11 protein-coding genes are annotated in these 12,455 nt (G+C 38.7%); 5 read left to right on the top strand and 6 right to left on the bottom strand.

From position 1 onward, the window contains the following. The first annotated feature begins 73 nt into the window (after positions 1-73). On the top strand, positions 74-661 hold the full coding sequence (locus HJP15_RS04605) for a DNA-3-methyladenine glycosylase I (protein WP_170173163.1): 588 nt from the start codon (positions 74-76) through the stop codon (positions 659-661). Positions 662-1,187: 526 nt separating this feature from the next. Here HJP15_RS04605 and HJP15_RS04600 read toward each other — a convergent pair. Together HJP15_RS04600 and HJP15_RS04595 are read right to left on the bottom strand one after the other, a co-directional pair. Beyond that, a complete protein-coding gene (locus HJP15_RS04600) occupies positions 1,188-2,624 on the bottom strand; it encodes a sigma-54 interaction domain-containing protein (protein ID WP_054203320.1) in 1,437 nt (478 codons plus the stop codon). A 164-nt stretch (positions 2,625-2,788) separates the two neighbouring features. Then, complete coding sequence (locus HJP15_RS04595; protein ID WP_054203321.1) at positions 2,789-3,574, bottom strand: flagellin N-terminal helical domain-containing protein; 786 nt, start codon at positions 3,572-3,574, stop codon at positions 2,789-2,791. Between the two features lie 209 nt (positions 3,575-3,783). Between HJP15_RS04595 and pseB the strand changes: the two genes are divergently transcribed. The 3 genes from pseB to HJP15_RS04580 are packed head-to-tail and all read left to right on the top strand — an operon-like array spanning position 3,784 to position 7,130. Further along, positions 3,784-4,785 carry a UDP-N-acetylglucosamine 4,6-dehydratase (inverting) gene (gene pseB / locus HJP15_RS04590; RefSeq protein ID WP_054203322.1) on the top strand — a complete coding sequence of 334 codons (1,002 nt, stop codon included), beginning with the start codon at positions 3,784-3,786 and terminating at the stop codon, positions 4,783-4,785. Next, a complete protein-coding gene (gene pseC / locus HJP15_RS04585; RefSeq protein WP_170173162.1) occupies positions 4,782-5,936 on the top strand; it encodes a UDP-4-amino-4,6-dideoxy-N-acetyl-beta-L-altrosamine transaminase in 1,155 nt (384 codons plus the stop codon). The genes pseB and pseC overlap by 4 nt, the downstream gene beginning before the upstream one ends. Positions 5,937-5,975: 39 nt before the next feature. Then, positions 5,976-7,130, top strand: coding sequence for a Gfo/Idh/MocA family protein (locus HJP15_RS04580; protein WP_349304610.1), 1,155 nt, complete (start codon positions 5,976-5,978; stop codon positions 7,128-7,130). 2 nt (positions 7,131-7,132) lie between these two features. On the opposite strand, the gene HJP15_RS04575 is transcribed toward HJP15_RS04580, so the two are convergent. The 4 genes from HJP15_RS04575 to pseI are packed head-to-tail and all read right to left on the bottom strand — an operon-like array spanning position 7,133 to position 11,526. Continuing rightward, positions 7,133-8,656, bottom strand: a complete 1,524-nt coding sequence (locus tag HJP15_RS04575) for a class I adenylate-forming enzyme family protein (RefSeq protein ID WP_170173160.1) — start codon at positions 8,654-8,656, stop codon at positions 7,133-7,135. Next, entirely contained in the window at positions 8,649-10,235 is a 1,587-nt protein-coding gene (gene pseG, locus HJP15_RS04570) for a UDP-2,4-diacetamido-2,4,6-trideoxy-beta-L-altropyranose hydrolase (RefSeq protein ID WP_170173159.1), read from the bottom strand. Before pseG ends, HJP15_RS04575 begins: the two co-directional genes overlap by 8 nt. Beyond that, entirely contained in the window at positions 10,232-10,480 is a 249-nt protein-coding gene (locus tag HJP15_RS04565; protein ID WP_170173158.1) for a hypothetical protein, read from the bottom strand. Before HJP15_RS04565 ends, pseG begins: the two co-directional genes overlap by 4 nt. 5 nt (positions 10,481-10,485) lie before the next feature. Beyond that, positions 10,486-11,526, bottom strand: coding sequence for a pseudaminic acid synthase (gene pseI, locus HJP15_RS04560; RefSeq protein WP_170173157.1), 1,041 nt, complete (start codon positions 11,524-11,526; stop codon positions 10,486-10,488). Positions 11,527-11,712: 186 nt separating this feature from the next. Between pseI and HJP15_RS04555 the strand changes: the two genes are divergently transcribed. Continuing rightward, positions 11,713-12,438 carry a cytidylyltransferase domain-containing protein gene (locus HJP15_RS04555; RefSeq protein WP_082355637.1) on the top strand — a complete coding sequence of 242 codons (726 nt, stop codon included), beginning with the start codon at positions 11,713-11,715 and terminating at the stop codon, positions 12,436-12,438. Positions 12,439-12,455: the final 17 nt, after the last annotated feature.

Here is a 12,455-nt window from a genome sequence, read left to right as displayed (position 1 = left end):
TTATTTTCATAATGTTAGCTTTAAACTTGCGCGACAAAAAAATGACATCGGTTTTAAAAGAAAGGATTATTCAATGAGTAAAGAAAATGCATGTCGCTGCCCTTGGCTCGATATCAGTAAAGAAGACTATGTTAAATATCACGACGATGAATGGGGCGTGCCACTTTATAATGACCAAAAACTGTTTGAGTTTATTACCCTTGAATCAGCACAAGCAGGATTAAGTTGGTATACAATTTTAAAAAAACGCAGTGGCTATCGTCGTGCTTTTTTAGATTTTGATGTAGAAAAAGTCGCGTTAATGAACGAACACGATATTGAACGATTAATGCTTGATGAAACAATTGTTCGCAACCGGCTAAAAATTGCTGCGACAATAAATAATGCAAAACGTTTTATCGAAATTCAGCAAGAGTTTGGTAGCTTTAGTCACTACCAATGGCAGTTTGTGGGTGGTAAGCCGTTAGTGAGTGATTTAGACAAACTCAGTGACTACCCCGCGATTACCGAGGCATCAACTGCGTTTGCAAAAGATTTAAAAAAACGAGGTTTTAAATTTTTAGGGCCAACCACTGTGTACGCCCATATGCAGGCCTGTGGCATGGTAAACGATCACAGTAATGACTGTTTCCGCAAAGCTGAGATTATTGAGCAATACTAGACGCTAGAGAGTATTGTCTTTGTACAAAATAGCTTTAAGCTATTGAGTAAAAAGAGTTTAAAGAAGAAAACCCTAGGGCGTGTTTTAGCGCGTTAGGTTAATTTTCAACAAGCAAGACATATGAGAAACAAATTTCCGTCTATGGGGTATATACCCAAGCCACCTCAAGATGCAGACTTCAGCGTTTCACAGGGGCTTAATATCAAGGCGTTACTTTGCAACAATGGCAGTCCCTTTTAAGAAGTAACAACGATGAGAGTAAGCGCCTATGAAACGCCCAATGGGTTTGTTTAAAAGCGATTTATACTGCGTTACTTTTATAAGGGATTGATTTTAACAATAGACTCACCATTACTTGCAATCAATGCCTTGCCTAAATCGCTTTTAACTCCAACTGAAACTGCATATTGAGGTGACTTGGGTATAGTAGGCTCAGATTTATCACGCGCTTGTTTACGGTTCGCGATGTAAAATCGCTGCTACTGAGTCGAACTTCAGTTACTAAGAAGATGAAAACTACCCCGAATTAATCTCGTGATAAGTTATATTTTTTCATCTTTTCAACTAAGGTTGTACGGCGTACCCCTAAAATTTCGGCTGCACGTGCTACCACATAATCATAACGCTCTAAGGCCTGAGTGATCAGGCTTATTTCTAATTCTGCCAAATAATCCTTTAACTCAATTCCCTCATTGGGAAGTAAATCAACTGAAGACTGACTAACTTCAACATCAGGTTCATCATCATAATCACTAAAACCTGCGCTAAAGATATCATTAAATGCATCACGTTCCATTAATTCTTCTGGGTACTGTGGTTCGTATGCTTCTACTTCAATATAACGGTATTTGGCTGGTAAATCGGGGATATCAACGACTTTATCAGGGAACATTATGACCATACGTTCCACTAAATTTGCTAGTTCACGAATATTACCTGGCCATGCATGTTCCTTTAAGCTATCAATTGCCCGCTCTGTAAATTTAGCAGTTGTACCACTTTGTTCATTTACACGACGCATTAATTCTTTCAGTAATAATGGGATGTCATCTGCGCGCTCATTAAGCGATGGGTTTTCAATTGGAAAGACATTTAAACGATAATATAAATCTTCGCGAAAGCTCCCTTGCTCAATCATCATCTCAAGGTTTCTATGCGTTGCCGCGATTACGCGAACATCAGCTTGAATTGCCTTAGTGCCACCAACCCTTTCGTAACTTCGCTCTTGTAACACACGCAAAAGCTTCACTTGCATTTGCAGCGGCATATCACCAATTTCATCTAAAAAGAGTGTTCCGCATTGAGCAAGTTCAAAACGCCCTTTACGAGCAGAAATAGCCCCCGTAAACGCCCCTTTTTCATGGCCAAACAATTCACTCTCTAATAACTCGGCAGGTATAGCACCACAATTGACTGGTACAAATGGTCCTGAGTTGCGCTTAGAAAGCAAATGTACATTACGAGCCACAACTTCTTTACCTGTGCCTGACTCACCTAATATAAGTACGTTTGCATCAGTTTTCGCCACTTGCTCAATCAAAAAACGCACATCTTTAACAGCTTCTGTTTCACCGACTAACCCATCAAAGGTTTTATGTGGTTTTGCGTGCTTATGTTCATTTGGCAGCATCCGTTGATACTGTTGGCAATCATGCAGTAATTGAGTAGTCACATCATGAGTAAACGGCTCACAGATAAGGCCGACTACATTAGCAATACTTAGTAATGGTTTAAGTGTTTCGCCAATCAATAAAAAGGGAAGTGTCGGGTATTTTTTAATTACAGCTTCATGCTCAAGGTCATTGAGTGCACCAAGGATAACCATGCACTCTTTTTTATCAAAGCTGGAACATATCTGCTCAAAATTTTGTTCATCAAGTAATTGCACCGCTTCACCAATGAAAGTAAGCGCCGCATTTAAGCCTATCGCACGATTATTATTATTATCTAAAATCAAGATCATTATTGGCGAGCCACAATTACTACAAAAAAGATTGATACATTAAATTGTAAGCGACTTTGGGAGGGATGCAAGCACTAAGCGGCAGTTTTTTGACATCAATGCCAAAAAACAGACGCCTAGTTAACTATAAGTAATACTTAATAATTACTGTTTCAATATAACGGTTATAACAAACCTAAAATAGATTCTGCAGATTGGTTTGCTTGCCCACGAAGTGCAATAGATGCTTGCGCTAAAATATCGTTAGATACCTGCTGAGAAATAGCCTGCGCATAATCGGTATCTTGAATTCGACTTTTACTCGCGGCAATATTTTCATTTTGCTCGCCCAGTCCGCGAATGGTACTTGAAAGCGTATTTTCAAATGCACCAAGCTCTGCACGCTGACTATTAATTTCATCTGCAGCTTGATCACTAATATCAATCGCAGCTTGCGCGCCAGCTTGGGTCGAAATGTCAATACCCGCAACCACACTAGCAATACTCCCATTGCCAGGAGTTACACTTTGCGTTGTATTCGCATCTGGCCCAACTTGAAACGATACTGCCTGACCATCAAACAATGGTTTACCACCAAATGATGCATTCTCAAAGGTGTCTGTTATTTGACTTTGTAATTGCACAACTTCATCTTGTAAAGCTGCGCGATCATTATCATTCAACGCGCCATTACCTGCTTGAATAGAGAGTTCACGAATACGTGACACGGCATCATTAACTCCAGATAAATTAGATTCTGTTGCTTGTGAGTAAGAAATGCCATCATAAGCATTACTCACGGCTTGCCCATACCCATCTTGTTGGGAGGTCAAACGGTCTATAATCTGTAACGCAGCTGCGTCATCTGCCGCAGAGTTTATTTTTTTACCCGTAGCGAGTTGTTCTGCAAGCTTATTTCCAGTTTGCTGTGTTTGGTTTAAAAAACTAGTAGATGGTGATTGAATTTTCATAGCAGGCTCCGACACACTGATTGGTTAAATTATAGCTTAATTTGCCAAATTTTACACTTTGTACCATGGTTAAATTAAATTAACTTGGCATCTTGCTTGCTAACCAACTAAGTTAATAGGTAAAGTACTGAGATGTGTAATGAATTTCACTTTTGCGTATTTAACTTTTATAAACAACTACGCCAATGATAAATAACTTGGGTAACACTATGTTCGATAACAAAACAATTTTAATAACCGGTGGTACCGGATCATTCGGTAAGAAATACGTAAAAACCTTGCTCGAGCGATATAACCCTAAAAAGATTATAATTTTCTCTCGTGATGAGCTAAAACAATTTGAAATGCAACAAGAATTTAATCAACCATGTATGCGATATTTTATCGGCGATGTTCGCGATAAAGATCGCTTAAGAAGAGCCATGCGCGGTGTAAATTATGTTATTCATGCAGCAGCTCTTAAGCAAGTTCCCGCCGCTGAATACAACCCAATGGAATGCATAAAAACAAATATCAACGGCGCTGAGAATGTAATTGATGCAGCGCTGGACAACGATGTTGAAAAAGTTATTGCTCTATCTACCGATAAAGCAGCTAACCCAATTAACTTATACGGCGCCACTAAATTGGCGTCGGATAAGCTATTTGTTGCCGCCAATAATATTGCTGGCGGAAATCGCACCACATTTTCAGTTGTGCGTTACGGTAATGTTGTTTGTTCACGCGGCTCTGTTGTCCCAATTTTTCAAAAATTTATTGAGCAAGGTCAAGATCACATTCCCATTACACATGAAGAAATGACGCGCTTTTGGATAAGCCTGCAACAAGGTGTAGATTTTGTTTTAACGAACTTTGAACGCATGTTAGGTGGAGAAATATTCGTCCCTAAAATACCGTCAATTCGCATTACCGACTTAGCTAAAGCAATGGCGCCTGACTTACCCGTTAAAATTATCGGTATTCGCCCCGGTGAAAAATTGCATGAAATTATGTGCCCATCTGATTTATGTTTTGATACCTATGAGTTTGATGATCATTTTGTGATTGCTCCTGGTATTAAATTTAGTAGCCGGTGCAATGATTTCGACACCAACGCATTAAATGAACAAGGTAAGAAAGTCGAGGTTGGGTTTGAATATAACTCTTTAAGTAACCCTCATTTCTTAACGATAGAAGAAATAGATGCTTTTAATATTCAGGCACTTATATGATCCAATACGGTAAACAATTTATCGACCAAACTGATATTGATGCGGTAGTCGATGTTTTAAAGTCAGATTGGCTCACTCAAGGCCCTAAAGTGCCAGCATTTGAAGATGCTGTTGCTAGTTATTGTAAGGCAGAGCATGGTGTAGCTGTTAATAGTGCAACATCAGCATTACACATAGCTTGTTTAGCGCTTGACGTTGGTAGTAACGATATAGTGTGGACATCCCCTATTTCATTTGTTGCTTCAGCAAACTGCGCTTTGTATTGCGGAGCTAAAATTGATTTTGTTGATATTGACTTAAACACTGGCAATATGTCAGTTTTTGAGCTTGAAAAAAAATTGCTTCTAGCAGAACAAAACAATTGCTTACCTAAGGTAGTGATCCCCGTTCATTTAGCGGGTCAATCATGCGATATGCAAGCTATTCATAAACTTGCTCTAAAATATGACTTTAAAATTGTTGAAGATGCCTCTCATGCTATAGGTGCTAAGTATTTAGATAAACCCGTAGGCTGTTGTGAGTTTTCAGATATTTGTGTATTTAGCTTTCACCCTGTAAAAATAATCACAAGTGCAGAAGGCGGCATGGCCGTCACCAATAATCAAGAGCTAGCAAAGCGCTTAAGAAAATTAAGAAGCCACGGTATCACATCTGATCCAACCGAAATGACCGAGCCAAGTCATGGCCCTTGGTACTACCAACAAGTAGAGCTTGGTTTTAATTACCGAATGACTGATTTGCATGCCGCATTAGGTATTAGCCAGCTAAGTAAAGTTGATGAGTTTGTTAACCAGCGCCACTTTTTAGCTCAGATATATGATACACACCTAGATCTTAATCTGATCCGCCCATTACATCAAAGTGATACCTGCTATTCCGCTTATCATTTATATATAGTTCAGCTTAAAGATAGCGATATAACTCGCCATAAAAACGTTATAACCCAACTTCGGGCTGTCGGGATTATTGGCCATCTGCATTATATCCCAATACATTTACAACCTTATTATCAAGCTATGGGCTTTAGTGTTGGTGACTTCCCTAATGCTGAAAAGTATTATCAAGGTGCAATCACCCTTCCCTTGCATCCAACGTTGCAAGAGCAAGAAGTACATTTTGTACTTAACACCTTACAGCAAATCTTAAATTAAAGTTTTTAACTTTTTTGACGATATAAAACATATCATTTAATGAAACATGAGGCTGCTATGCTACACACTCACCCAACGTTCAAACTCGCTTTTATCGGTGGGGGTAACACGTCTGCGGTTGGATACGTACACTTTTGTGCAGCACACATGGATCATAAGTTTCAAGTTGTTGCTGGTGCTTTTTGTCGTAACCAAGAAAACAACAAAGCGACAGGAATTCATTGGGGTATACCTTCAGATCGTGTCTACGATGATTGGAAACACATGGTCGAAGCTGAAAAAGATCACATTGATGCGTTTGTAGTGCTCACTCCAACACCTCATCATTTAGAAGTTCTACAATACCTATTTGAAAAAAAGCTTCCTGTGATCTGTGAAAAAGCCATGGTTTGCGGCCCGAAAGAAATAGCTGCACTAAGACCATACTATGACCCTGAAAAGCAATTTTTAGCGGTAACCTTTAACTACAGTGGTTATGCTATGGTGCGGGAGTTAAAGCACCTAATTAATTCAGGAAAGTTAGGGGAAATTCAAAAAATTCATTTAGAAATGCCACAAGAAGGCTTTCGCCGACCTCCTGATATTGCCGGTAAAACGTCGCAACCGCAAGCCTGGCGCCTGCAAGACGCTGAAGTGCCAACAATATGTCTAGATTTAGGTGTACACCTTCACCACCTAAGTAGTTTTTTATTAAATGAAGAACCAAGTCACACACTCGCAGAGTTTAGTAACCACTCTCAATATGCTAATTTAGTCGATGACGTACACATGCTCGTAAAATACGCCAGTGGCATTAAAGGTAGCATGTGGATGTCAAAAACAGCTATTGGTCATCGTAATGGGTTACAAGTTAGAATTTATGGCGATATTGGCAGTGCCAAGTGGCTACAATTAAACCCTGATGAATTAGAACTTAACTTTAACGATGGTAGACGAGAAATCCTCGACCGTGCAGGTCAATGTGATTATGCTCATCAATTTAGATATAACCGAATGAAACCAGGGCACCCAACTGGCTTTGTTGAAGCGTTTGCCAATTTATATAGCGATATAGCCCAAGATCTCGCGTCTTTTCAACAAGGTCAAACAAGCAGCAACTCATACGTGTTTGGTTTAGAGCATGCCGCTGATGGCTTAAAACTATTTGCTGCCGCAAAGCGCTCAACACAAACGTTAAGTTGGGAAGATGTGTAATATTACACTTTACCCTGAAAGTATTTATGTTTGATACTTGGCTTATGAATTTTACCCATTTCAGTTTTCGGTAAAACTGCCATATCAAACAAAATCCGTGGTTGCTGATAGTCAGTTAGTTCTTTTAGTAAATGCATTTGTAATTGGGCTTTTGCATTACTAGGGGCATTTTTACTGCATACAAACGCTAATAGAATAACTTCACCAAATTTATCATCGTCCACCCCAAATGCGGCACACTCATCAACCCAAGGTAAGTAATTAGTCACTAACTCTATATCACTTGGGTAAACATTGATCCCACCTGATTTGATCACTTCTTTAGTACGACCAACATAATAAAGATAACCATCGCCATCAAGATAACCTAGATCGCCAGTAAAAAAATACCCCTCATCATCATAACTTTGGGCAGTTTGCTCTGGTAAATTATAGTACTGTGCAAATGCAGTAGGCGAGCAACAGGCAATTTCACCTATACTTCCTGTAGATAAAAGATGACGTTCAGAGTCACATATTTTTATTCTCAAATTTGGTAAAGGCTTACCTACACTATTAATCGGCACATTAGGTTGAGTTATATCAAAATCACTGATCACACCCATTTCTGATGCCCCGTAGCATTCATGGAAATGGCAATTTAAGGCTGATAATAGTAATTTTTTATCGTCACTTTCAAGGGTTGCAGAAGATGATACAACACATTTCAAGCTTGTTAATTGCGCCTTTTTTAACTCAGGAAGTAAGGCCTTTAATTGGCTTGAAACAGCGAATAAAAAACTAATTTTATGAACTTCAATCGCATCAAGCCAAGCACCTACAGAAAACTTGGGTAATATAACCACACTCGCACCCAACATTAATGGCATAAGCAATGAGCGCTGTGCTAATGAATGATATAAAGGAGTTGAAACTAACACTACATCAGTTTTATCTAATTGGTAATAATGAGCCGTTGCGTCAAACGCGCGGACAATTTTGGTCGCTTGAGTAAATACGATTGGCTTAGGTTGACCCGTTGAACCAGAGGTCATTGTAAGAATAAAAGGAGCGTTAATATCTGCAAGAAAAGAATCACAATGCTCACCAGACAATGACATTAGCGAAGCCATGTCCTTTGCCCCGTCAATATGACCGCCTAACGAAATGATTTTGTCGCTAGGCAATACATCGTTTTTTACTAGTTGATTTGCAACACTTACCCATGCAATCGCGTAACTGCAATCAGCTACCTGTAACGCTTTTGATAATGCATGCCCTTTAAGCGTCAAAGGCAATGGAGCCAATGCTACTCCCAGTTTAGCTGCCGCTAATAGGCAATAAGCAAACTCTAAATTGTTTGGACAAAATAACGCCAACTTATCACCTGATTTTATGCCAAATTGTATTAAACCTGCCGCTAAATGATCTACCTTATCAATTAACTGCTGATAACATATGGATGTATTTTGGTATACGCAGGCTATCTTATCGGGTTGGCTCACTGCATGAGATTGAACTAACTGGTAAATATTATTATTATGCATTTGGATCCCACATCACAAAATTAAATTGTTCATCGGCTAAAGGGAATAACTGTTGGGTTGTAGTATATTCAACAGAGTCGATAGGCGTTGACACAAACCCCATATATTTATTGAGCAAATTGACGAATTTATTATCTTTGTGGATCACGGCAAGCCAAATAGCGTTGGGATGACTGGCTTTACAAAAATCAAGCTGCCATTGAAGGGTCAACATAGCCAAATTAAAAGGCACATCATTGCGTGCTGTAAACCAACCACCATATAAATAATCATGCGAGTTTGCAGATACATACTGGTGCCATACATACATAGCAGGAATACCTATTTTCTCAACAACATACGATTTTCTTTCACTTCGAAACCACCATAAGTAATGTTCAAGCCTTGGAATATCTGTGTTAATGGTCATCTTTTGTGAATTACTTGGTAAATTCCTAGCAATTAAGTAATTATTTACATCGCTATCCTCAACCTCGCGTACTGCGTATTGCGTGGTAAGTTGGGCAATGTGGTTTGCGTCCCTTACTTGGCTACTTATGTCAGTTACGTCAAACTCCTGCGCTTGCAAAATTGCAGCAACTCTCTTTACACCTAAACCATCAACAGTAACAATTGCATTATGGCGTAGCTTTTTAATACGAGGTAAACAACAAATAAAGCCACCCAGCTGAGCGCCTAATAAACATGCTTGGGAATCTGTGAATTCATCTAGATGTAAAAAGTGCCCTAATTGCTGTAAGTGAGTTATATCATTTTCTTGATTAGCTGCGATAGAAAATGTGATTGCAGGTACTTTTAATGCGGCCAGCTCGTATAACGATGTACCCAATGCTCCAATAAATAAATCAGTATTGCGGTATTCGTTTGCTATAGATAAAGGAGAACATAAAATCGTTATGTTTTTAAATTTCTCCCCAAGGCGAGTAATAACCTGTTTATTTTCAGCTTTAGGACCAACTACAACCGTAAATTGGATTTGACTATGTAGCTCATGAGGTACTGAATTAACTAATGATGCAAAAATGCTAAGATCGCCACCACCACCTAAAGAACAAAGAATATTCGTTTTATTTTTACTTTTTGAAACGTGCGTATTCAAAGTTTGGCTAAATGGGGGGGCTAATAATGAAAAATCAGGCCCTAAAAAATGACGAGTTTTTGCTGATGATTTTTTATCATAGCGTTTGTGGGTTAGCTCTCCCACCCACTTAGCATCGAATAAAAAATCACAATCATGTTCTCTGCCTAAGTCATCAAATACCGCTAATTTTGCGCCTACACTACCAATTTGTTTTTCATATTCAATATCTAAATCGTAATGATCGAGTATTACCAAATCAGCATTTGAGGTTTTTATTACGCTTAGTAAAGTAGCAATATCTTGTTTGGACGCCGTTTTAACAAAATGTATATCATCACATATCAGCTTTTGTATAAAAGGCGCTAAATCAGCTTGTTGAATATCCAAAACCAAAGTGAGGCTAGCTTGAGTATTTGACTGCAACTCAAGCAGCAGCCACTTTATACGCATTAAATGGCCAATACCTAAACACGTAGAAACTCGAGCTACAATATTCATTGCTTACTCAATAGCGTTTCAATCAAACCACCCACAGTTGCATTATTTTCATCCATGAGTTCATCAGGGCTCAGATGAATATTAGTAAGCATCTCAAGCTCCATAATCATGCTAAGAATTTCAAATGAATCAATGCTACCTGAACCAGTAAAATTAAAGTGATTAATATTTTTCTTTGAAATACTAATACCGCGTGCGATTAAAAAATCACAAAAAAAACCTTGTAATAACTCTTCATTTATCATGCTAATTATTCCATATCCTGCCAACATAGCTGTGTACCGCGAGGTAAAAATAGGCGCGCCTTCCTACCAATAACATTCGGTAATTCTTTTGGGGCTAACTCACCACCACCTGGTCGAAGATTCGCAACATTATCAACGGTTAAAATCTCTCCTGATTCAATATCTTTAGTCGTGTATAAGCAACGGCGATTAGGTGAAGGTTTAAGGGGATAATGTACTATTCCAATCGCTTTTTCGACTTGTCGAACACCATGTATTAATGCTTTAAGTTCATCTGGTGTCATTGAAAAAAAGCTATCAGCCGTTTCATCATCTTTGCTTAATACAAAATGTTTTTCGATAACATGTGCGCCAAAAGCGACTGATGCTATGGGTACATCATTACCTAAAGTATGATCTGAAAGCCCCACTGGGCACTTAAAACTATCCGCTAGATGAGGAATTGTGGCTAAATTTATTGACTCTGCAGGGGCTGGATAAGTACTAGTACATTTTAATACGCACAACTCTTTTACCCCCGCTTGCTCTGCAACTTGAACCGCATCAGTTATTTCAGCAAGGGTTGCACCACCGGTTGACATGATCATCGGTTTTCCAGTTGCTGCGACTTTTCGAATCAGCGCATGATCAATCAACTCAGGTGAAGCAATTTTATATGCCGGTGAATCTAACGATTCCAATAAATCCACAGCAGAGTCATCAAATGGAGAAGAGAAAATTGTTATACCTATTTCATTTGCCAATTGGACCAACGGAGCATGAAAATCCCATGGCATATATGCACCTTCGTAAAGATCATATAAGTATTGCCCTTTCCATGGCCCAGTTGCTTCAAAGTGCGGTAATTTACAATCCATCGTTAAAGTATCTGCACGGTACGTTTGCAACTTGATTGCATCCGCTCCAGCCTCTTTAGCCGCCCTTACCAACGCCTTTGCCTGCTCTAAATCTTGCCCGTGATTAGCTGACATTTCGGCAATAATATACACAGGGTAGCCTGACCCGATAGTTCTACCATTAATGGTAATTTCAGAATTAAACGCCATTTACGATCCCTAAATTGCACTGTCAAAAACCATTACATTTAAGCAAACTTTATACCTAAACCTATTCGACTAGCTTATAAATTAATAAATCACATTGATCCAAAAGGATTTTAACCTTTAAGTTATGTGCAAGAGTGTAATGATTTGCTATATTTATCTCAATAATAATTATGATTACCATTAAACATGTCTGATGTATTAGTAATAATTCAAGCACGTATGACATCAACTCGATTGCCTGCAAAAGTGATGTTACCACTGTGTGGCAAACCCGTGTTACAAGTTATGCTTGAACGCTTACCTAGTTGGCATAAACATATCATTATTGCAACGACGAATGATGGAACTGAACAACCCATTTTAGATTTGTGCGCGCAGTTAAATATAAAAACCTATCAAGGCGACACGCACGACGTGCTAAGTCGTTATTATTTAGCTGCAAAGCATTATGGCGCAAAACCATCAACAACCATAGTCAGGTTAACCAGTGATTGCCCCTTGATTGATGAAGCGCTTTGTACGCAAGTCATTAATGAAAGAACGAGTCAAAATTATGACATGGTTAATTTAGGCCCGCACAGTGGTTACCCTAGGGGACTAGATTGTTGTGCTTTTTCTTTCAAATTATTAGAAAATACTTATTTAAAAGCCACATCACCCGCCGATCGTGAACATGTGACGTTAGGCATGGCAAAATTTAATACCATAACGACCCACACATTCAGTGCGCATGAAGATTATAGCCACTTTCGCCTAACACTTGATGAACCAGACGATTACAAAGCAATTACCGCTGTTTATGATCATTTTTTGAATAAAGTTGATTTTTCTTATAATGATTTAATAAAAACATTAAAGGAAAACCCTTACCTCACCGATATAAATAAACACGTAGAGCAAAAATCTACTTAAGTTAGGCATAATAATTG

This window comes from Pseudoalteromonas sp. NEC-BIFX-2020_002 (assembly GCF_013002825.1).
Lineage (GTDB): Bacteria > Pseudomonadota > Gammaproteobacteria > Enterobacterales > Alteromonadaceae > Pseudoalteromonas > Pseudoalteromonas neustonica.
The sequence above is the reverse complement of the archived record's forward strand: the minus strand, read 5'-3'. Positions and strand labels throughout refer to the sequence as shown.

Excerpts from the sequence above, each read along its gene's own strand:
- HJP15_RS04605 (WP_170173163.1), top strand. The coding sequence starts at position 74 with ATGAGTAAAGAAAATGCATGTCGCTGCCCTTGGCTCGATATCAGTAAA.
- HJP15_RS04595 (WP_054203321.1), bottom strand. The coding sequence starts at position 3,574 with ATGAAAATTCAATCACCATCTACTAGTTTTTTAAACCAAACACAGCAA.
- HJP15_RS04600 (WP_054203320.1), bottom strand. The coding sequence starts at position 2,624 with ATGATCTTGATTTTAGATAATAATAATAATCGTGCGATAGGCTTAAAT.
- pseG (WP_170173159.1), bottom strand. The coding sequence starts at position 10,235 with ATGAATATTGTAGCTCGAGTTTCTACGTGTTTAGGTATTGGCCATTTA.
- HJP15_RS04555 (WP_082355637.1), top strand. The coding sequence starts at position 11,713 with ATGTCTGATGTATTAGTAATAATTCAAGCACGTATGACATCAACTCGA.
- HJP15_RS04580 (WP_349304610.1), top strand. The coding sequence starts at position 5,976 with ATGAAACATGAGGCTGCTATGCTACACACTCACCCAACGTTCAAACTC.
- HJP15_RS04575 (WP_170173160.1), bottom strand. The coding sequence starts at position 8,656 with ATGCATAATAATAATATTTACCAGTTAGTTCAATCTCATGCAGTGAGC.
- pseC (WP_170173162.1), top strand. The coding sequence starts at position 4,782 with ATGATCCAATACGGTAAACAATTTATCGACCAAACTGATATTGATGCG.
- pseI (WP_170173157.1), bottom strand. The coding sequence starts at position 11,526 with ATGGCGTTTAATTCTGAAATTACCATTAATGGTAGAACTATCGGGTCA.
- pseB (WP_054203322.1), top strand. The coding sequence starts at position 3,784 with ATGTTCGATAACAAAACAATTTTAATAACCGGTGGTACCGGATCATTC.
- HJP15_RS04565 (WP_170173158.1), bottom strand. The coding sequence starts at position 10,480 with ATGATAAATGAAGAGTTATTACAAGGTTTTTTTTGTGATTTTTTAATC.